The sequence below is a fragment of the Micromonospora sp. L32 genome, assembly GCF_052068055.1.
Lineage (GTDB): Bacteria > Actinomycetota > Actinomycetes > Mycobacteriales > Micromonosporaceae > Micromonospora > Micromonospora purpureochromogenes.
The window spans coordinates 490626-510075 of the sequence record NZ_JBQHDD010000005.1; the positions used below are offsets into that span (position 1 = coordinate 490626).

The window sequence follows — 19450 nt, forward strand, 5'->3', positions numbered from 1 at the left end:
CGGCCCGTTGCGCACACCGGACCCAACGAGCGCCCCCGGCGCCGGGTAGCGGGGCAAATAGGAAAATTGTGCGCTATGCCGCGTCGGCGTAGCAGTCGACGATGGACAGATCCAGCGGGAACCGGACCGGAGTGTCCCCGAACAGCAGCGCCGAGGCCCGCTCGCCGGACCGGCCGACCGCGGCGGCGACCGCCTCGGCCTGCTCGGCCGGGCAGTGCACCATCACCTCGTCGTGCTGGAAGAACACCAGCTCGGCGGCGGTGCCGGCCAGCTCGCCCCGGAGCGTGGCGAGCAGCGTCGAGGCCCACTCGGCGGCGGTGGCCTGGATGACGAAGTTGCGGGTGAACCGCCCCCGGGACCGGGCCGCCCGGGCACGCGGGGACTGCGGGTCGGCGCCGACGTCCGGGTCGACGCCCGCCTCGTCGCCGTCGACGAACCCCGCCGTGCCGGGCGGGCAGGTGCGCCCGAGCCAGGAGCGGACCAGGCCGCCCGCCTCGCCGGTGCGGGCCGCCGCCTCCACGTAGCCGAACGCGGTCGGGTAGCTGCGCTTGAGCACCGCCAGCGCGGGCACGGCCGACCCGCCGGTCTGGCCGTACATCGCCCCGAGCAGGGCCACCTTGGCCCGCGCCCGGTCACCGGCGAAGGCGTCCTGGGCCAGGGCCGCGTAGAGGTCGCCCGCCCCGCCGGCCGCGGCCAGCCGGGCGTCGCCGGAGACCGCCGCGAGCACCCGGGGCTCCAGCTGACCGGCGTCGGCGACCACCAACCGCCAGCCCGGATCGGCCACCACCGCCCGCCGGATCACCTTGGGGATCTGCAACGCGCCACCACCCCGGGTGGCCCACCGGCCGGAGACCACCCCACCGGGGACGTACTCCGGCTGGAAGCGGCCGTCGGAGACCCAGGCGTCCCGCCAGGCCCGGCCGTGCGCCGTCCAGATCCGGTAGAGCTCCTTGTATTCCAGGACCAGCGGCACCGCCGGGTGGTCGACGCCGCGCAGCACCCAGGCCCGGGTGTTGGGCAGCTCCACCCCGGCCCGGGCGAACGCCCGCAGCAGCTCCGCCGGGGAGTCGGCGTGCACCTGACGTACGCCGAAGGCGTCGGCGATCCGGGCGGCCAGCTCGGCGAGCCGGCGGGGCGGCCCGCCGACCGGGGACGCCTCGCCGAGCAGCTCGTCGAGGATCGCGTCGTGCACGTCGACGCGCCAGGGCAGGCCGGCGGCGCCCATCTCCACCGCGATCAGCGCGCCGGCCGACTCGGCGGCGACCAGCAGCCGGAACCGGCCCGGGTGCTGCGTGGCCGCGATCCGGGCGAGCTGGTCGGCGTACACCTCGACCAGGGCTTCGATGCCCGGGCCCGGCGGCCCGGGGACGGCGTCGAAGAGCGCGACCTGGCCGTGCCCGGGCGGCGCGGGCGGCCGGGGCGGCGGGTCGGGCGGCACGGCCGCCCCGGTGAGCCGGGCGTGCGCGGCGGCGAGCGAGCGCGGCTCGCCCCAGCGGCCGGCGTGGCCGAGCAGCAGGGCCTCGGTCAGCTCGACGTCGTGGCAGCGCTCCACCCGCACCCCGGCGCGCAGCAGCGCGGGATAGAGCGCGACACCCGAGGCCCAGACCCAGCGCGGGTGCTCGGCGGCCTCCCGCGCGGCGACCGCGGCGGCGAGGTCGGCGACGGCGCCGGCCGCGCCGGCGGGACGCCCATGGGCGTCGAGGGGCTGGAGGACTCCCCCGCCCCGCTCGTCCGCCACCACCGCCACCAGCACGGATGCGATTCTGCCTCGCCCGTGTGACACCGACCGATCCGCCCGCCCGCGCCGCCGCCCCCGGCTTCCGGCGAGACCCGCCCCGGCCGGCCGGACAGGGCCGGCGGTGCGGGCCGGGACGCCGACGGACGGGTCGGTGGATCATCGCGCCGGTCGGTAGCGTGGGCGGGTGCCCCCGCAGATCCCCCATTCCGAGCCCGGCACTCCGGACATTAGGGGGCCGTTGCGCTACATGTGGTGGCTGGTCCGCTGCCAGCCCTGGCGGGTGCTGCGCGGCAGCCTGCTCGGCACGGCCTGGATGGTCGGGCTGTCGGTGCGGCCCTGGTTGATCGCCCGCGCGGTCGACGACGGGTTGCGCGCCCACGACAACCGCGCCCTGTGGCTCTGGGTCGCGGCGATCGTCGTCGCGGGGGTGGGCCTGTCCTACCTGGGCATCATGCGGCACCGCACGATGACCTTCATCCGGGAGGACGCCAAGGCCCGCTCGGCCGCCGTCGTGCTGCGGCAGCTGTCCCGGATCGGCGCGGTGCTGCCGCGCCGGGTCGCCGCGGGCGAGGTGGCCACCGTCGGCGGCTCCGACATCGACTGGACGGCGCAGGTGCTGACGCTGACCGGCCCGGGGGTGGGCGCGGTCGTCGCCTACGCGGTCATCGCCGTGGTGCTCTGGTCGATCTCCCCCTTCCTCGCCCTCTGCGTGCTGGTGGGCGTGCCGGCGGTCGGGCTGGTGGTCGGGCCGCTGCTGCGCCGCCTCGACCGCGCCGAGTCGGTCTACCGGCAGCAGCAGGGCGCCCTCACCGCCCGCTCCGGCGACATCGTCGCCGGGTTGCGCGTCCTCGCCGGGGTCGGCGGCCGGGACCTGTTCGCCCGCCGGTACGCCGCCCGCTCCCGGGACCTGCTCGCCGAGGGCTACCGGGTCGGCGCCGTCAACAGCTGGATCGACGCGGCAACGGTCGCGATCCCCGGGCTGTTCCTCGCGGCGGTGGTGTGGCTGGCGGCCCGGATGGCGGTCACCGGCGAGATCAGCATCGGCGAGCTGGTCGCCGTCTACGGATACGTGGCGACCCTCGTCGTGCCGGTCTGGTTCCTGCTGGAGGGCAGCCACGAACTGATCCGCGGCCGGGTCGCCGCCCGCCGGATCGTCGCCCTGCTCGACCTGGTCCCGGACGACGTCGGCGGCCCCCGGACCGCGCCCGGTGAGCGGGGTCGGGTGCCGGCGGCCCGCCGGTCGGAGGCGGTGCCCGCGCCCGGTGGTCCCGCCGACCTGCACGATCCGGTGACCGGGCTGACCGTGCGCGCCGGGCGGCTGACCGGGGTCGCCGCGGACGACCCGGCCGAGGCGCTGGCGCTCGCCGACCGGCTCGGCCGGTACGTCGCCTCCGACGTCACCTGGGGTGGTGTGCCGCTGACCGGGATCGCGCTGGACGAGGTCCGGGCCCGGATCCTGGTCGCCGACCACGACTCGTACCTGTTCGCCGGGACGCTGCGCGACGTCCTGCGCCCCCGACCGGGCGAGGACGACCGGGGCGGGCCGGGGACCGACGACGAGCCGGTGGTGGCGGCGCTGCGCGCCGCGTCCGCCGAGGACGTGGCCGAGGCGCTGCCGGACGGGCTCGACACCCCGCTCGACGCCCGGGCCCGTACGCTCTCCGGCGGCCAGCGCCAACGGGTGCGCCTGGCCCGGGCGCTGCTCGCCGAGCCGGAGGTGCTCATCCTCGTCGACCCGACCTCCGCCGTGGACGCGCACACCGAGGCGCGGATCGCCGATCGGCTGCGGGCCGCGCGGGCCGGCCGGACCACCCTCGTGCTGGCCACGTCGCCGCTGCTGCTCGGCCGGGCCGACACGGTCGCCCACCTGCAGGGCGGCCGGATCGTCGGCACCGGCGGCCACGCCGACCTGCTCGACCGGGATCCCGACTACCGGCGGCTGGTGGCCCGGGACAGCGCCGACCCGGACGTCGACCGGCCCACCGACTCCGAGAGTGCCCTCCGGTGAGCCGACTGCCGGTGGCCGACCGCGGCACCGTACGCCGGGCGCTGCGCGACCTGATCGGCCGGCACCGGCGCGCCGTCCTGGGCGTGCTGGCGCTGCACAGCGCCGCCGCGGTCGCCGGGCTCGCCCCGCCGTGGCTGCTGGGCCGCATCGTCGACCGGGTCACCGGGGGTGCCGGGGTGGCCACCGTCGACCGGCTGGCGCTGGCGATCGGCGGGGCGGTCCTGGTGCAGGCGGTGCTCTCCCGGTACGCCCAGTACGCGGGCCATCGGTTCGGGGAGCGGGCCGTGGCGGAGCTGCGCGAGGACTTCGTCCACCGCACGCTCGAGCTGCCCGTCTCCGTCGTCGAGCGGGCCGGCTCCGGGGAACTGGCCACCCGCAGCTCGGTCGACGTGTCCACCGTCGGCACCACCGTCCGCGACGTGGTGCCCACCATGGTCATCGCCTCGGTGCAGTTGGCGCTGCTGTTCGGGGCGGTCTTCCTGCTGCACCCGCTGCTCGGCCTGGCGGCGCTGGCCGGGCTGCCGTCGATCGGGGCGGCGACCCGCTGGTACCTGCGCCGGGCCAGCCCCGCGTACCTGGCCGAGGGCGCGGCCGCCGCCGCGCTGACCGAGACGCTGACCAGCACCGCCGAGGGCACCCGCACCGTCGAGGCGTTCCGCCTCGCCGACGAGCGGATCGCCCGCGGCACCACGCGGATCGCCCGGCTGTGGGCCGCGCGGCGCGCGACGCTCGGGCTGCGGACGGTCTTCTTCAGCGTGGTGGAGGCCAGCTATCCGCTGCCGGTCGCCGCGGCGCTGCTCGTCGGCGGGTACCTGCTGTCCCGGGGGGACGTCTCGCTGGGCGCGGTGGTGGCCGCCGCGCTCTACCTGCAACAGGCCATCGAACCGCTGGACCGGCTGTTGCTGTGGACAGAGCAGGCGCAGCGGGGCTTCGCCTCGTTCGCCCGGGTGCTCGGTGTCGGCCTGGTGCCGCCGGAGGCGCCCGGCACCGCGCGCAGCCCTCGTGATGAGCGACTCGTCGTACGTGGGGCCCGCTTCTCCTACGCCGCCGGCCACGACGTGCTGCACGGCATCGACCTGGAGGTCCGGCCCGGCGAGCGGCTGGCCGTCGTCGGCCCGTCGGGGGCCGGGAAGTCCACCCTGGCCCGGCTGCTGGCCGGGATCGACGCGCCCCGCCAGGGCGTGGTCAGCATCGGCGGCTGCCCGGTCACCGACCTCGACCCGGCCGAGCGCCGCCGCCGGATCGCCCTGGTGACCCAGGAACACCACGTCTTCATCGGCTCGGTACGCGACAACCTCGCCTTCGCCGCGCCGGACGCCACCGACGAGCAGATGCGCTCCGCGCTGCGCACCGTCGGCGCCGACTGGTACGCCGCGCTCCCCGACGGCCTGGACACCCCGCTCGGCGACGGGGCCCGGCAACTCGGCGCGGCCGAGGCCCAGCAGCTCGCCCTCGCCCGGCTGGTGCTCGCCGACCCGCACACGCTGATCCTCGACGAGGCGACCGCCGCCCTCGACCCGACCACCGCCCGGCGGACCGAGCGGGCCCTCGCGGCCGTGCTCACCGGGCGCACCGTCATCGCGATCGCGCACCGGCTCAACACCGCGCACGACGCCGACCGGGTCGCCGTGCTGTCCGACGGCCGGATCACCGAGATCGGCAGCCACCACGACCTGGTCAACGCCGACGGCCCCTACGCCGCCCTCTGGCGCTCCTGGCACCCATGACCCCCGGCACGGCCCCTCTTTCACGGAAAGAGTGGCTATCCGCGGCGGGATAGCCACTCTTTCCGGGAAAGTGCGTCGACTTCCGGGAAGTGCGTCGAGACCGGAGGTGGGGCGGGGTTACTTGCTGACGCCGGCGGTGAGGCCGGACTGCACCTGGCGCTGGAAGACGATGTAGACGATGAGCACCGGCAGCATCGCCATGGTGACGCCGGCGAACAGCCCCGACCAGTCGGACTTGTAGCCCTGGTTGACCGACAGCTCGATCAGCCCCTGGGCGATCACCTGGTGCTTCGGCTCGCCGGCGACCGACTGCATGAGCAGGGTCGGCAGGTACCACTGGTTCCACTGGCCCAGCACATTGAAGATGCCGATGCTGATCAGGCCCGGCTTGGCCATCGGCAGCATGACGCTGAAGAAGGCCCGGGTGTGCGAGGCCCCGTCGACCTGGGCCGCCTCGGCGATCGAGTTGGGCAGCGTCCGGAAGAACGAATGCATGAAGAAAACGGTGAACGACATCGACCAGGCCACGTAGACCAGGATCAGCGTGAGGTGCTTGTTCGGGCCGAGCAGCGGGAACACCACGTTCATGTTGTAGACGCCCTTGAACAGTGGCACCGCGGCGAGGTAGATCGGCAGGGTCAGCCCGGACAGGAACATCCAGTAGATCAGCCGGTTGCCCCGGAACTCGTAGCGGGCCAGCGCGTACGCCGCCATCGAGCCCAGCAGCATCGTCAGGGTCACGCTGAAGACGAGCACCAGCAGCGTGTTCAGGAAGAAGCTGTCGATCCCGGCCGTCCAGGCCCGGGCGAAGTTGTCCCACTGCAGCGACTTGGGGAACAGCGACAGCGGCTCGCGGATCACCTCGGAGTCGGTCTTGAGTGCGGACATCACCACCCAGAGCAGCGGGTAGATCACCATGATCGCCCAGACCGCGAGGAACAGGTGCGAGAAGCCGTTGAATATCCGGCCGCCGACGCTCTTGGCGGCGGCTTCCGCCCGCCGGCTCGCTGCCGGACCGGCCGGCGGCACCGCATCGGGTCGCCGCTGACCGGAGGTGTGGGTCACCGTGCTCATCGTCCAGGCCTCCTCAGAACTCGATCCGCTCACGGCGGGTAATCCTCAGCTGGAGGGCGGCCAGCAGGATGGTGAAGATGGCCAGCGCCACGGCGATCGCGCAGGCGTAGCCGAACTGGCCCTTCTGGAACGCGTTGAACTGGATCACCGAAGCGAAGATCTCGCTGGCGTGGTTCGGGCCGCCCTGGCTCGGCGTCATGACGAAGACCAGGGCGTACATGTCCAGGGCGATGAAGCCCAGGTAGACCCAGGCGACCGAGATGGTGTCCCGGAGCAGGGGCAGGGTGACCCGGAAGAAGGTGTGGAAGCGGCCGGCGCCGTCGAGGAGGGCCGCCTCGTAGATGTCCTTCGGGATCGACTGCATGGCCGCCGAGAAGAGCACCATGTAGAAACCGGCACCGCTCCAGACCGCGATGAGCAGCAGCCACCACAGCACCGCCGGGACGCCGAGGAAGGGCTCCGGGTCGGCGGTGAAGGCGATCGGGTTCTGCGGGTCGACCAGGCCGACCTTGGTCAGCAGGCCGTTGATCAGGCCCTGCTGGTCGGTCCGGTAGATCTGCTGCCACATGACGGCGATGACCACCAGCGACAGCACCTGCGGGAAGAAGAAGATGACCTTGTAGATGCTCGACCCGAACACCCCGCGGATGCCGGCCCTGTCCTCGCGTCCGCCCACGTTGAGCAGGAACGCGAGGAACAGGGCCAGCGCGATGGTGAACAGCGGCACGGTGACCAGGAAGAAGACGTTGTGCCAGAACGCCTTCCTGATCAGCTCGTCGGAGAACAGCCGGACGTAGTTGTCCAGCCCGACGAAGCGCTGGGAATCCGAGTACCCTCCCCAGTCGGTCAGCGAGTATCCCGCCGCCTGCGCGAACGGCCACACCACGTAGAACAGGTACAGCGCGACGGGCAGGGCCAGGAAGCCCGTGACGAAACGCGCGACTCCGTGCCGCATTGGACTCACTCTCTCCGTCGGATCAGGCGGTGCGGGTCTGCTTCTTGATCGACGAGTCCTTGGCGACCTTGTCGGCGGCCGCCTGCATCTTGTCGACGAACTGCTGGGCCGTGAGCCGGCCGGCCATCAGCTCCTCGGAGAGGTTCTGGCTCTCCTTGTCCAGGTCGGCGTAGAAGTCCGGGAACTTGACCGAGATGAGGTCCGAGGTCCCGTTCTTCATCAGGGTGTTCGCGCTGGAGAGCGCGGAGTCCTGCACGTTGTCGCCGGAGCCCTTGGTGGAGGCCAGCGACTTGGTCAGCTCGGCGAACTTCGCCGAACCGGCCTTGGACAGGATCGCCCGCAGGAACTCCTTGGCGGCCTCCTTGTTGGGGGCCTTGCTCGGGACCACGAAGCCCTCACCGGAGGAGGCGAACACGTCCTTGGCGGCCTTGTCGCCCGGGTTGCTCCAGTAGTCCGAGAGCGTCATCTCGAAGCCCGGCGGGATGGTGGCGGCCATCTCGTTCTTCAGCCAGGTGCCGACCTGGATGAACGCCGCCTTGCCGTCGAGGAAGGCCTGCTGCGACTGGGTGTGGTCGAGCTTGCCCGGCAGGAGCAGCTTGTCCTTGACCAGCTTCTCCCACGGCTCGAGCGCCTTGAGGACGCCGTCGGCCTTCCAGGCGCCGTCCTTCAGGTTGTCGATGTCGACGACGACCTGCTTGCCGGCGGACTTCCAGATGCTGGCCATCAGGGCCCAGCGCGGGTAGTAGCCGTGCACAGCGTCGTGGACGTACGGCGCCATGCCCTTGGCCTTGATCTTCGGCGCCAGGACGAAGAACTCGTCCCAGGTCTTCGGCGCCTCCCAGCCCTCCTGCTTGAACCTGGCCGCGTTGTACCAGTTGCCCCAGACGGTGAAGGCGATGTTCACCACGTAGAACTTGCCGTTCTGCGTGCCGTCGGAGACGGTGCCGGGCAGCAGCGAGTCGGCCACGGTGCCCTCGCCGTCCCAGGCGGGCGCGGTGAGCAGGTCGTCGAGCGGCTCGATGGCGCCCTCGTTGATCAGCGTGGCGCGGTCCATGCTGTCGGCGCCCGAGTTCATGACGAGGTCGCTGGGCTGCGTCGCCATCTTCGGCTGCTCTTCGGTCTTGATCTTCTGGGTGGAAGACATGTTGACCGTGATGTTCGGGTGCTTGGCGTTGAAGATGGTCTTGTCTTCCTTGGCCCACTGGTCGCCCAGTCCGCCGTTGAAGACGACCACCTTGACGGCGCTGCCGTCCTTCACGCCGAACGGGTTGTCCTTGCTCTTCGCCGTGCCGCCGTTGTCGGACTTCTCCGGCTCGCTGCCGGCGCAGGCGCTGAGCAGGCCGGCGGCCGGGGTGACCAGAAGGCCCGCCGCGGCGGCGCGCCGCAGCAGGGTCCGGCGGCTGAGATCGCCGGGGTTCTCGGGGGTAATCGACATCGTCGTCTCTCCTTGTGTGTCGGGTCAGGCGGTTCGCCGGAGACGCCCGGCGTACCGCGACTCGAGGGCGAGGTTGTGCTCGTCCCCACCGGGGACGTTGGCGGAGAGGTAGATAGGGGGGACCTCTCCGGCCTGGTGGAACCGTCGTACGACCTCCGCGGTCAACAGCTGCGCCAGCAGCGCGGTGGTGACCGAGGAGACCGCACAGACCGCGCCGCCGCCCTCGAGCGGCAGCAGTGCGTCGCCGTACGGCGCGCCGTTGTCCAGCACGACGTCGGCGAGATCGGCGAGCCGGTGGCCGGACGGGTGGCGCGGGGCCACCCGTGCGGTGTGGGCGACCGAGGTGACCGCGATCAGGGGGTGGCCGCCCGACTTGACCAGCAACGCCAGCTCGACGACCGAGCCGTTGATGCCGGACTGGGAGGCGACCACGAAGACGTCGGCCGGGTGCGGGTCGGCGAGGGCGTACAGCTGGTGGGCGACGGCCGGGTCGCGCTCCAGCTTCGGGTCGGCGAGCAGGTCGCGGGGCGCGTCGCCGTGCAGCACCAGGTCGTGCAGGGAGAGCCGGTTGGTAGGGACCAGCCCGCCGGCCCGGGCGACGAGCTCCGCGGCGAACGCCTCGGAGTGCCCGGCGCCGAAGGCCTGGAGCACTCCGCCGGCCCGCAGGCTGGCCACGATCAGGTCGGCGGCCTGGCCGATCGCCTCGGTCTGCGAGTCGACCACCCGGTCGAGCACCGGGCGGACGGCCTCGGCGTACCCCTGTGCGCTGATCATGAGGCGGCCCCCTTCGCGGCCTTGTGCCCGTCGACGGCCTGGGCGGTACGCCGGAAGGCCGCGTGGGCGCGGTCGTGGGTGCGCTGCGCCACGGCGATGTAGAGCAGGTCGAGCACGACGAGCTGCGGGTGCCGGGCGGAGAGCGCGTCCGGGCGGAAGGTGGTGGCCTGGCTGGCGGTGACCAGCACGATGTCGGCCAGCTCGGCCAGCGGCGAGCGCGGGAAGCCGGTCAGCGCCACGGTGGTCGCGCCCCGGCTGCCGGCCTCGGCGAGCATCTCGATGGTCTCCCGGGTCTGCCCGGTGTGCGAGATGCCGAGCGCGACGTCGCCGACACCGAGCAGCGCCGCGCTGGCCAGCCCCTCGTGCACGTCGCTCCAGGCCCAGGCGGCCACGCCGATGCGGTGCAGGCTGAACTGCATCTCCTCGCCGACCAGGGCGCTGCCACTGGCACCGAAGATGTTCACCCGGGACGCCCCGGCGATGGCCACCGCGGCTCGTTCCACCTCGGCGAGGTCGAGCAGCGTGGCGGTGTCGTGCATGGCGCGGGTGTCGGCGGCCATGATCTGGTCGAGCACCCGCTCCAGGGGGTCACTGGGCTGGATCTCGCGTCCGATGTCGACGGTCCACCCGGCCGACCGGGCCCGCCCGGTCTCGGAGGCGATGCCGAGCCGCAGGTCGGCGTAGCCGTCGAAGCCCATGGCGCGGCAGAACCGGGTGATGGTGGCCGGCGAGGTGCCGCTGCGCTCGGCCAGCTCGACGATGGTGGCCCGAGCGGCCGCCTCCGGGTCGCTGAGCACGTGCTCGGCGACCCGACGCAACGCCCCCGTCAGCTCTCCGGCGCCGGCCCGGACTCTGGCCAGCACCCCGTCGGCGCCCCGCCGGTCGACCGTGTCGGCGTCGACCACCGCGGTCCCCGCGGAAGTGTCCACCTCATGATCCACCATCGGAGCGCCTTTCGGAAAGGAGTGTTTACTGTTAGTGGTAAAAGTTCTTACTGAAGGCCCCTCCGTGTCAATAGCGTGGGCGAAGTTTTCAAACTGTTACCTGGCGCACACCGGCCCCGCCGACCGCCGATCTTGCCTTGCGGGCCCGGGTCGGACCAGCATGAATCCCACCCGTACCGCCGCACCGGGAGGCCCGTGAGCATGTCCGACACCGTCGTGGTCGGTCTCGACGTCGGAGGTACGTCCACCCGCGCGACCGCGCTGACCCTGGCCGGCGAACGCCTGGGCACCGGCCGGGCCGGCGGCGGCAATCCGACCAGCCACGGCGCCGAACGCGCCGCCGCCGAGCTGCTGACCGCGCTGCGCGGCGCGCTCGCCGGGGTCGATCCGACCCGGGTACGCGCCGGCACGATCGGCCTCGCCGGCGCCGCCCGCCTGCTGGCCGACCCGGCGGGGCGGGCCGCCTTCGACCGGGCCTGGGCCGAGGCCGGCCTGCGCTGCCCGTACGCGGTGCACGGCGATGCCCTCGTCGCGTACGCCTCGGGCACCGCCGCCCCGGACGGCACCGTGCTGATCGCCGGCACCGGCGCGATCGCCGCCCAGGTACGCGACCTGCGACTGGACCGGGTCGCCGACGGTCACGGCTGGCTGCTGGGCGACGCCGGCTCCGGCTTCTGGCTGGGCCGGGAGGCGGTCCGCCGGCTGCTGGCGACCCTGGACAGCGCCGGGACGCCCGGCCCGCTGGGCCGCCGGCTGCTCACCGAACTGCTCGGCACCGCCGAGGTGGCGGCCCGCCCCAGGGACACCGTCGACGCGCTCATCCAGGCGGTGACCCGGCGGCCCCCGGTCGAACTGGCCCGGCTCGCGCCGCTGGTGGTGGCCGCCGCCGTCGAGGGCGAGCCGGAGGCCGTCGCGCTGATCGAACGGGCCGCCGCGCACCTGGTCGACAGCGCCGGGCGGATCCGGCCGGCCGGCGCGGTCACGCCGATCGTGCTCGGCGGTGGGCTGCTCACCGGGGACACCCCGCTGGCGGCGGCGGTCCGCGCCGAGGCGCACCGGCACTGGCCGGACGCCCCGGTGCGCCCGGCCGGCGACGGGGCGGCCGGGGCGGCCTGGCTCGCCGCCCGGGAACTGCCCGAGGTGACCGATCCCGTCGCCCTGCACGCCCTGCTGGTCCCCGCCACCGACTGAGCCGGCCCTGGCCCCTGGGGCGGCGCGGTGGTGTCAGGTGGTGGCGAGGATTTCCGCCAGCCGGCGCCAGACGTGCGAGCGCCAGCCGCCGCCGAGCAGGGTGGCCGTGCGCTGCTGCACCGGGTCGTCGGGGTCGAAGCCGCTGTGCTCCAGGAAGAGCCGGGTGCCGCGCCCCTCCGGGGCCAGGGTCCAGCTCACCTCGGTGTCGAGCGACCCACCGCGCCAGGCCCAGCGCAGCCGGCGCGGCGGATCCACCTCCAGCACCTCGCAGTGCACCACGCCGTCGAAGCCCTGGGCCGGCCGCGGCTCGGTACGGAAGGTGAACCGGTGCCCGACGACCGGCACGACGTCGTTCGGCATCAGCCAGCGGGCGAGCAGGTCGGGCTCGGTCAGCACCCGCCACACCTTCGCCGGCGGGTGCGGCAGGAACTCATCGACCCGGATCGTCGTGGTCGGCTCAGTCATCGGGCATCCCGTCGAGGACGTCGCGCAGCTCGGCCAGCTTCGCCCGCCAGAACCGCTCGTACGGGGTGAGCCAGTCGGCCACCTCGCGCAGCGGCTCCGGGCGCAACGCGTAGAGCCGCTGCCGGCCGACGGGTCGTTCGGTCACCAGGCCGGCGTCCTTGAGCACCCGCAGGTGCTCGGACAGGCTGGGCCGGCGCATGTCGAAGTGGTTGGCGAGCCGCTGCACCGGCTGCTCGCCGCGCTCGCGCAGCAGCCGGAGCACCTCGCGGCGGGTGGGGTTGGCCAGCGCCGCGAAGACGTCGGCCTCAGACACGGGTGGACTGGAGCACGATGCCGTTGCCGTCCGGGTCGTCGAAGGTGGCGTAGCGCCCCCACGGGGCGACCTGGATGCCGTCCTCGGCGAAGACGACGCCCCGGTCGCGCAGGGCGGCCACGTCGCCGTCGAGGTCGTCGGTCTCCAGCACCAGGCCCTTGAGCGAGCCGGGCGGCATGGTCGGGAACCAGGTGACCAGGGTGAGACCGGTGGCGGCGCCCTTCGGGGCCACCTGCACCCAGCGCTGCCCGGGGCCCATCGGGTTGTCCCGGACCAGGTCGAAACCGAGGACGTCGACGTAGAAGTCACGGGCCCGGTCCTGGTCGCTGACGGGCACGGAGAGCAGCTGCACATGGGTCACGGTCATGCGCCCACCATAGGTAGGACTTTTCCTACCGGTCAAGTCGGCGGGCCGGGCCGTGCTGATCAGTATCGGACAGGAGTCACTTGAGCTGACCGGCGGTCAGACCGGACTGGACCTGCCGCTGGAAGGCCACGTAGACGGCGAGCACGGGCAGCACCGCGATGGTGAGGCCGGCGAACAGCCGAGCGTAGTCGCCGGCGTAACCCTGGCTGACCGAGAGCGCGAAGAGCCCCTGGGCGAGCACCCACTTCGACTCGTCGCCCTGCATCAGCACCTGCGGCAGCAGGAACTGGTTCCAGTGGCTGAGGAAGTTGAAGATCGCCACGCTGATCAGTCCCGGACGGGCCATCGGCAGCATCACCCGGAAGAAGAGCCGGAAGTGGCCGCAGCCGTCGACCAGCGCCGCCTCCGCCACCGAGGTCGGCAGGGTGCGGAAGAAGGCGGTCATGAAGAAGACCGTGAACGGCAGCGAGTACGCCGCGTACACCAGGATCAGGCCGGTCCAGGTGCCGAAGAGCCCGGCGTTGCGGACCACGAAGAAGAGCGGCACCAGGGCGAGGAAGACCGGGAACATCAGGCCGCCGACGAAGAGGTAGTAGACGAACTGCCGGCCCCGGAACTCGTACCGGGCGAAGACGTACGCGGCGGTGGCGCCCATCAGCATGGTCAGGCTGACCGAGCCGGCCACCACCACCAGGCTGTTGAGGAAGTACCGGCCGATGTGCGCGCCGGTCCAGGCCCGGGCCCAGTTGTCGAAGTGCAGCGTCTCGGGCAGGCCCCACGGGTCGGCGAGGATCTCGCCGTTGCTCTTGAACGAGCTGACGAACATCCACACCAGCGGCAGGACCGTCAGCGCGGTCCAGACCAGCAGGAAGCCGTGCGAGAAGACGTTGGCGACGCCGAGTTCGCGGCGGACCGGGCGGTCGGCCGAGCGCGCGGTCGTCGCGGCGACCGGGGCGGCCTCGTCCAGGGTGGTCAAGAGTACTCGATTCGGTCACGTCGGCCGGCGCGCAGGGACAGCACCGCCACCGACAGGGTCAGGAAGAACATCACCACGCCGATCGCCGAGGCGTAGCCGAACTTGGTCTCGCTGCCGAACGCGGTGTCGTACATCCGCACGCCGATCACGTCGGTGGAGAAGTTGGGTCCGCCGTTGGTCATCAGCTGCACCAGGATGAACCCGTCGAGGGCGAAGATGGCCAGGTAGACCCAGGCGACCTGGACGGTGTCCCAGAGCAGCGGCAGGGTGACCCGGCGCAGGGTGGTCAGCCGGGACGCCCCGTCGAGCAGCACCGCCTCGTAGATCTCCTTCGGCACGGCCGACATCGCGGCGCCGAAGAGCACCACGTAGAAGCCGACGTTGCTCCAGACCATCACGGCCAGCACGCACCAGAAGGCGGTCCGCGGATCGCCGAGCCAGGTGGGCGAGGCGAGCCCCACCGCGTGCAACGCGCTGGTGAGCAGGCCCTTGTTGGGGTGGTAGACCTCCTTCCAGAGCAGCGCGATGATCACCACCGAGAGCACCTGGGGGAAGAAGTAGACGGTGCGGTAGAGCGCGCTGCCGCGTACCCCGGTCACCCCGGCCCGGCCCTTGCGCCCGCCCATGTTGAGCATGGTGGCGAAGAAGAGCCCGAGGACGATCGTCAGCACCGGCACCAGGGCCAGCAGGATCGCGTTGTTCTTCAGCGCGTTCCAGACGTAGTCGTCGTGCCAGAGCGCACGGAAGTTGGCCAGCCCGACGGAGTTGGCGTCGGCGGAGTAGCCGAGCCAGTCGGTGGTGGAGATCTGGAACGCCTGCAGGTACGGCGATACGACGAAGACGACGTAGAGCAGCACCGGCGGCACCAGGAAGGTGATGATCAGCGGGTACTTGCCATGTTTCACGGTGGGCCCCAACTCCCGGCGGTCGGCCGGTGGGGACCTCGGGGGTCCCCACCGGCCGGGATGTCACGCGGTGCGCTTGTACTTCTTGACCGAGCTGTCCTGGGCGATCGAGTCGGCGCCCTTCTGGCACTGGTCGAGGAACTCCGCCGGGCCGATCCGGCCGCTGAAGAACTCGCCGCACGCGGCGTCGACGAGGTTGCGCTCCAGCTTGCGGTAGTAGTTGTTGTAGACCCAGTTGAAGCCGTTGGTGCCGGACGCGTCCAGCGCCTTCACCACCGTGCTCAGCCCGTACGGCAGCTCGACGCCGTCGGTGGCGCCGGCGACCACGGTGAGGCTGGAGACCTTCTTGGTGAAGTCCTGGGCGCCCTTCTTGGACAGCATGGTCCGGAAGTACTCCAGGCCACCGGCGACGTTCTTCGCCTTCGCCGGCACCATGAACGGCTCGCCCGCGGTGCCCCGGACCGCCTCGAACGGCAGCTTGTCGCCGCTGCCCAGGCTCGGCGTCGGCTGGACCGTCATGTTGAACCCGGCCGGCGTGACGTCCTTCTGCTCGCTCTCCAGCCAGGAACCGCAGGAGATGAAGGCGGCCTTGCCCTGGCACCAGGCGGTCTGCGACTGCTTGTGGTCCAGGCCGGGCGAGCCCTCCAGGATGTACTTGTCCTTGACGATCTGGTGCCAGGCGTCGGCCGCGGCCTTCATCGCGTCGGACTTCCAGGCGTTCGGCTCCAGGTTGTCGATCGCGGTGGCGACCGACGGCCCGCCGAACTTGATCGCGGTGGCGATCAGCGGCCAGCTCATGTAGCGCGGGTGCAGGCCGGCGTACGTCCAGGGGGCGATCCCGGCGGCCTTGATCTGCTTGCACAGTGCGATGTGGTCGTCCCAGGTCTTCCCGTACGACCAGTTGCGCTCGCCGAACAGCTTGGTGGAGTGCCAGATGCCGTAGACGGTGTAGGTGTAGTTGAACACCAGGAACTTGCCGTCGTACGAGCCGACCTCGACCGCGCCGGGCAGCAGGGTGTCCTTGACGGTCTTGCCGGGGATGTCGAGGCTCGGGGCGGCGAGCAGCTCACCGAGGTCGGCGAGGGCGTTCTGCGATACCAGGCCGTTGAAGTCGATCTGGCCGGCGCCGGAGTTGTTGACCACGTCCGGCGGAGTGCCGTCGACGAAGCGCGGCTGGAGGGTCTTGCTGATCTCCTGCGTGGCCGAGTGCTTGATCTCCGCCTTCGGGTACTTCTCCTTGTACATGGCCTCGTGGGCCTTGGCGTACTCCTCGCCGAAGCCGCCGTTGAAGATCACCACCTCGAGTGGCGCGTCCTCCTTGACCCCGAGGGGGTTCTGCTCACTCTTGGTGCCCTGGTAGGTGCCGCCGTCGGCCTTGTCGTCGCCACCGCCGGTGGCGCAGCCGGCGAGCAGGCCCGCCGCGGGGGTGGCCAGCAGGCCGGCGGCGGCGGTACGCCGCAGGATCTCACGCCTGTTCATCAGCTCTCCTCGGTTCGGGTGGGGCGGATCGCCGCTGACATCCGGTGGCGTCCGCCGGTCGAGGCACGTTGATTCTCTTCAGTTTGCCTGTTGCTGTTGAAGAATTTCTACGGCAGGAGCGCGTCGACTTCAAGACCCGGCGGCCGATCCGTTATCACCACCGGTCGCACCGCACTGGCATAGCCTGAGCCCATGCGCCGCCTGGGCCAGCTCGCGGAGCGCACGCCGGCAGGGCGGGAACGCTACGTCGACCTGCTCCGCGCGCTCGCGATCACCATGGTCGTCGCCGGCCACTGGGGCGTCACCGTGATCGGCCGGGACCCGGCCGGCCGGCCGACCGGGCACTCCGCGCTCGCCGACCTGCCGTGGGCGTACCCACTCACCTGGCTGGCCCAGGTGATGCCGGTCTTCTTCCTGGTCGGCGGCTATGCCAACGCGGCGTCCCTGACCCGCCACCGGGCCCGCGGCGGCGACGGGGCCGGCTGGCTGCTGGACCGCAGCGCCCGGCTGGTCCGCCCCACCAGCGCGCTGCTGCTGGTCCTCACCGTCGGCGCGGCGCTGGGCCGGCTGCGCGGCACCGACCCCACCCACGTGCGCACGGTGATCTGGTTCGCCACCATCCCGCTGTGGTTCCTGGTCGCCTACCTGCTGGTCGTGGCCCTCACCCCGCCGATGTACGCGCTGCACCGCCGCTACGGGCTCGCCGTGCCGCTGGCGCTCGTCGCCCTGGTGGCGCTGGGCGACCTCGGCCGGCTGACCGGGCCGGCGACGCTGGCCGCCGGCAACTACGTCTTCGGCTGGCTGGCGGTGCACCAGCTCGGCTTCGCCTGGTACGACGCCCGCACCCCCGCGACCGGGCCACCGTCCGGACCGTCCGAGACCGCACCGCCCGACCCGGCAGAGACGGCCCTCCCACCGTCGGGGTCCGACCGGCCGGGCGTACGCCGGCGACGCCTGCCCACCTCCCGGCCGACGGCGCTGGCGCTGCTGGTCGGGGGCCTGGCCGCGCTGATCCTGCTCACCGTCGTCGGGCCGTGGCCGGTGGCGATGCTGAAAGTGCCCGGGGAGCGGCTGGACAACGCCTCGCCGCCGAGCCTGGCGCTGCTCGCCCTCGCCGCCGCCCAGCTCGGGCTGATCCTGCTGCTGCGCGCCCCGGCGCGACGCTGGCTGCGCCGGCCCCGACCGTGGCGGGTGGTAATCGCGGTCAACCTGGTGGTGCTGACGGTCTTCCTCTGGCACCTGACCGCCGCCGTGCTGCTGATCGGAATGCTCGACGCCGTCGGCCTGCTGCCCACCCCACGAGCCGGCTCGGCCGCCTGGTGGGGCTGGCGGGTGCCCTGGCTGCTGCTGCTCACCGCGGTGCTGGCCGTGCTGGTCGCCGTCTTCGGCCCGATCGAGACGCGCAGCGCCCGGCACCGCACCGGGCGGCGGATTCGCCGGGCCGGCCGGGTCCGCGCGGCGCTGACCGTCGCCGGGTACGCCGCCGTCATCGGCGGGCTGCTGGTCAACAGCGCCACCCCGAAGGCCGCCCCGGAGCCGCTCGGCACGCCCGTCCCGGCGCTGGTGGCGTACCTGGCCGGGGCGGGCGTGCTGCGGTTGCTCAGGTCTGGGTGGGGAAGCCGAGGTTGACCCCGCCGTGGCGCGGGTCGAGCCAGCGACTGGTGACGACCTTGCCCCGGGTGAAGAAGCGCACCCCGTCCTCGCCGTGCGCGTGCAGGTCGCCGAAGAGGGACGACTTCCACCCGCCGAACGAGTAGTACGCCATCGGCACCGGGATCGGCACGTTGATCCCGACCATGCCGACCTCCACCTCGTGCTGGTACCGGCGGGCGGCGCCGCCGTCGTTGGTGAAGATCGCCGTGCCGTTGCCGTACGGGTTGGCGTTGACCAGCTCGACCGCCTCGTCGTACGAGCCGACCCGGACGACGCTGAGCACCGGGCCGAAGATCTCGTCGGTGTAGATCGACATGTCCGGGGTGACCCGGTCGAACAGGGTCGGGCCGAGCCAGAAGCCGCCGGACTCCCCGTCCGGGGTGACGTCCCGGCCGTCGACCACCGGCACCGCGCCGGCCGCCACGCCGGACTCCACGTAGGAGCGGACCCGGTCGGCGTGCGCGGCGGTGACCAGCGGACCCATGTCGCAGCCGCGCCGCCCGTCGCCGGTGCGCAGCCCGGACATCCGTTCGGCGATCTTCGCGACCAGGGCGTCGGCGACCGGCTCGACCGCGACCAGCGCCGAGATCGCCATGCACCGCTCCCCCGCCGAGCCGAAGCCGGCGTTGACCGCCGCGTCCGCGGCCAGGTCCAGGTCGGCGTCGGGCAACACCACCATGTGGTTCTTCGCCCCGCCGAGCGCCTGCACCCGCTTGCCGGCCATCGACCCGCGCTGGTGCACGTACCGGGCGACCGGGGTGGAGCCGACGAACGACACCGCCCGCACCGAGGGATGGTCCAGCAGCGCGTCGACCGCCTCCTTGTCGCCGTTGACCACGTTGAGCACGCCGTCGGGCAGGCCCGCCTCGGCGAACCACTCGGCCAGCAGCAGCGCGGCGCTCGGGTCCTTCTCGCTCGGCTTGAGCACCACCGCGTTGCCGCAGGCCACCGCCACCGGCACGAACCACAGCGGCACCATCACCGGGAAGTTGAACGGCGAGATCACCGCCACCACGCCCAGCGGCTGCCGGAGGCTGTACGAGTCGACCTCGGTGGAGACGTTCTCGCTGAAGCCGCCGCGCAGCGCCGACGGGATGCCGCAGGCGTACTCGATCACCTCCAGGCCGCGCTGCACCTCGCCGGCGGCGTCCGCGAGCACCTTGCCGTGCTCGGCGGTGATCACCTCGGCGAGCCGGTCGCGGCGGGCGTGCACCAGCTCCCGGAAGGCGAACAGCACCGCCGTGCGCTTCGCCAGCGACGCGTCCCGCCAGGCCCGTGCCGCGCGCTCGGCCGCCTCCACCGCGACCGCGACGTCCGCGGCCGAGGCCAGCTCCACCTCCCCGGTACGCCGGCCGGTGGCCGGGTCGAAGACGTCCCCGCGCCGCGGGGAGCCGCCGGAGACCCGCTTGCCGTCGACGAAGTGCCCGATGACCGTCACGTCGTCCG

17 protein-coding genes are annotated in these 19450 nt (G+C 72.7%); 4 read left to right on the forward strand and 13 right to left on the reverse strand.

Annotated elements, in window-relative coordinates; translation table 11 throughout:
- Window positions 1-73: 73 nt before the first annotated feature.
- Window positions 74-1783 (reverse strand): bifunctional 3'-5' exonuclease/DNA polymerase, encoded by a 1710-nt coding sequence (locus ACTMTB_RS17040; protein ID WP_441146698.1) that lies wholly within the window; start codon window positions 1781-1783, stop codon window positions 74-76.
- Window positions 1784-2018: 235 nt separating this feature from the next.
- On the opposite strand from ACTMTB_RS17040, the gene ACTMTB_RS17045 reads away from it, so the two are divergent.
- Together ACTMTB_RS17045 and ACTMTB_RS17050 are read left to right on the forward strand one after the other, a co-directional pair.
- The gene (locus ACTMTB_RS17045) at window positions 2019-3746 is read left to right on the forward strand and encodes an ABC transporter ATP-binding protein (protein ID WP_441146833.1); all 1728 of its coding nucleotides are present in this window, start codon (window positions 2019-2021) and stop codon (window positions 3744-3746) included.
- The gene (locus ACTMTB_RS17050) at window positions 3743-5473 is read left to right on the forward strand and encodes an ABC transporter ATP-binding protein (protein ID WP_441146700.1); all 1731 of its coding nucleotides are present in this window, start codon (window positions 3743-3745) and stop codon (window positions 5471-5473) included. The genes ACTMTB_RS17045 and ACTMTB_RS17050 overlap by 4 nt, the downstream gene beginning before the upstream one ends.
- Before the next feature lie 117 nt (window positions 5474-5590).
- Here the strand turns inward: ACTMTB_RS17050 and ACTMTB_RS17055 are convergent, their stop codons facing one another.
- The 5 genes from ACTMTB_RS17055 to ACTMTB_RS17075 are packed head-to-tail and all read right to left on the reverse strand — an operon-like array spanning window position 5591 to window position 10655.
- Window positions 5591-6547 carry a carbohydrate ABC transporter permease gene (locus tag ACTMTB_RS17055; RefSeq protein ID WP_441146702.1) on the reverse strand — a complete coding sequence of 319 codons (957 nt, stop codon included), beginning with the start codon at window positions 6545-6547 and terminating at the stop codon, window positions 5591-5593.
- A gap of 13 nt (window positions 6548-6560) precedes the next feature.
- Window positions 6561-7502, reverse strand: a complete 942-nt coding sequence (locus ACTMTB_RS17060) for a carbohydrate ABC transporter permease (RefSeq protein WP_441146704.1) — start codon at window positions 7500-7502, stop codon at window positions 6561-6563.
- Between the two features lie 22 nt (window positions 7503-7524).
- Complete coding sequence (gene ngcE / locus ACTMTB_RS17065) at window positions 7525-8937, reverse strand: N-acetylglucosamine/diacetylchitobiose ABC transporter substrate-binding protein (protein ID WP_441146706.1); 1413 nt, start codon at window positions 8935-8937, stop codon at window positions 7525-7527.
- Window positions 8938-8961: 24 nt separating this feature from the next.
- Entirely contained in the window at window positions 8962-9711 is a 750-nt protein-coding gene (locus tag ACTMTB_RS17070; protein WP_154936112.1) for a sugar isomerase domain-containing protein, read from the reverse strand.
- Entirely contained in the window at window positions 9708-10655 is a 948-nt protein-coding gene (locus tag ACTMTB_RS17075; RefSeq protein WP_346533176.1) for a MurR/RpiR family transcriptional regulator, read from the reverse strand. The genes ACTMTB_RS17070 and ACTMTB_RS17075 overlap by 4 nt, the downstream gene beginning before the upstream one ends.
- 201 nt (window positions 10656-10856) lie before the next feature.
- Here ACTMTB_RS17075 and ACTMTB_RS17080 point away from each other — a divergent pair, with 201 nt between their 5' ends.
- A complete protein-coding gene (locus ACTMTB_RS17080; RefSeq protein WP_441146708.1) occupies window positions 10857-11846 on the forward strand; it encodes an N-acetylglucosamine kinase in 990 nt (329 codons plus the stop codon).
- Between the two features lie 33 nt (window positions 11847-11879).
- Here ACTMTB_RS17080 and ACTMTB_RS17085 read toward each other — a convergent pair whose 3' ends face one another.
- The 6 genes from ACTMTB_RS17085 to ngcE (ACTMTB_RS17110) form a co-directional block, all read right to left on the reverse strand.
- A complete protein-coding gene (locus ACTMTB_RS17085; RefSeq protein ID WP_441146710.1) occupies window positions 11880-12311 on the reverse strand; it encodes an SRPBCC family protein in 432 nt (143 codons plus the stop codon).
- Window positions 12304-12624 (reverse strand): ArsR/SmtB family transcription factor, encoded by a 321-nt coding sequence (locus ACTMTB_RS17090; RefSeq protein ID WP_441146712.1) that lies wholly within the window; start codon window positions 12622-12624, stop codon window positions 12304-12306. Before ACTMTB_RS17090 ends, ACTMTB_RS17085 begins: the two co-directional genes overlap by 8 nt.
- The gene (locus ACTMTB_RS17095) at window positions 12617-12991 is read right to left on the reverse strand and encodes a VOC family protein (RefSeq protein ID WP_280838309.1); all 375 of its coding nucleotides are present in this window, start codon (window positions 12989-12991) and stop codon (window positions 12617-12619) included. Before ACTMTB_RS17095 ends, ACTMTB_RS17090 begins: the two co-directional genes overlap by 8 nt.
- A 76-nt stretch (window positions 12992-13067) precedes the next feature.
- Window positions 13068-13967 (reverse strand): carbohydrate ABC transporter permease, encoded by a 900-nt coding sequence (locus tag ACTMTB_RS17100; RefSeq protein WP_357607639.1) that lies wholly within the window; start codon window positions 13965-13967, stop codon window positions 13068-13070.
- A complete protein-coding gene (locus ACTMTB_RS17105; protein WP_441146715.1) occupies window positions 13964-14872 on the reverse strand; it encodes a carbohydrate ABC transporter permease in 909 nt (302 codons plus the stop codon). The genes ACTMTB_RS17100 and ACTMTB_RS17105 overlap by 4 nt, the downstream gene beginning before the upstream one ends.
- 63 nt (window positions 14873-14935) lie before the next feature.
- Entirely contained in the window at window positions 14936-16351 is a 1416-nt protein-coding gene (ngcE, locus tag ACTMTB_RS17110; protein ID WP_441146717.1) for an N-acetylglucosamine/diacetylchitobiose ABC transporter substrate-binding protein, read from the reverse strand.
- 192 nt (window positions 16352-16543) lie between these two features.
- Here ngcE (ACTMTB_RS17110) and ACTMTB_RS17115 point away from each other — a divergent pair, with 192 nt between their 5' ends.
- Window positions 16544-17980: an acyltransferase family protein gene (locus ACTMTB_RS17115; RefSeq protein ID WP_441146719.1), complete on the forward strand. Its 1437-nt coding sequence runs from the start codon at window positions 16544-16546 to the stop codon at window positions 17978-17980.
- Here ACTMTB_RS17115 and ACTMTB_RS17120 read toward each other — a convergent pair.
- Window positions 17952-19442 carry a CoA-acylating methylmalonate-semialdehyde dehydrogenase gene (locus tag ACTMTB_RS17120; protein ID WP_441146835.1) on the reverse strand — a complete coding sequence of 497 codons (1491 nt, stop codon included), beginning with the start codon at window positions 19440-19442 and terminating at the stop codon, window positions 17952-17954. The genes ACTMTB_RS17115 and ACTMTB_RS17120 overlap by 29 nt on opposite strands.
- Between the last annotated feature and the right edge of the window lie 8 nt (window positions 19443-19450).

Bases quoted from the DNA above. Each gene is read 5' to 3' on its own strand.
- ACTMTB_RS17080 (WP_441146708.1), top strand. From the start codon at position 10,857: ATGTCCGACACCGTCGTGGTCGGTCTCGACGTCGGAGGTACGTCCACC.
- ngcE (WP_441146717.1), bottom strand. From the start codon at position 16,351: ATGAACAGGCGTGAGATCCTGCGGCGTACCGCCGCCGCCGGCCTGCTG.
- ACTMTB_RS17115 (WP_441146719.1), top strand. From the start codon at position 16,544: ATGCGCCGCCTGGGCCAGCTCGCGGAGCGCACGCCGGCAGGGCGGGAA.
- ngcE (WP_441146706.1), bottom strand. From the start codon at position 8,937: ATGTCGATTACCCCCGAGAACCCCGGCGATCTCAGCCGCCGGACCCTG.
- ACTMTB_RS17085 (WP_441146710.1), bottom strand. From the start codon at position 12,311: ATGACTGAGCCGACCACGACGATCCGGGTCGATGAGTTCCTGCCGCAC.
- ACTMTB_RS17055 (WP_441146702.1), bottom strand. From the start codon at position 6,547: ATGAGCACGGTGACCCACACCTCCGGTCAGCGGCGACCCGATGCGGTG.
- ACTMTB_RS17070 (WP_154936112.1), bottom strand. From the start codon at position 9,711: ATGATCAGCGCACAGGGGTACGCCGAGGCCGTCCGCCCGGTGCTCGAC.
- ACTMTB_RS17095 (WP_280838309.1), bottom strand. From the start codon at position 12,991: ATGACCGTGACCCATGTGCAGCTGCTCTCCGTGCCCGTCAGCGACCAG.
- ACTMTB_RS17075 (WP_346533176.1), bottom strand. From the start codon at position 10,655: ATGGTGGATCATGAGGTGGACACTTCCGCGGGGACCGCGGTGGTCGAC.
- ACTMTB_RS17060 (WP_441146704.1), bottom strand. From the start codon at position 7,502: ATGCGGCACGGAGTCGCGCGTTTCGTCACGGGCTTCCTGGCCCTGCCC.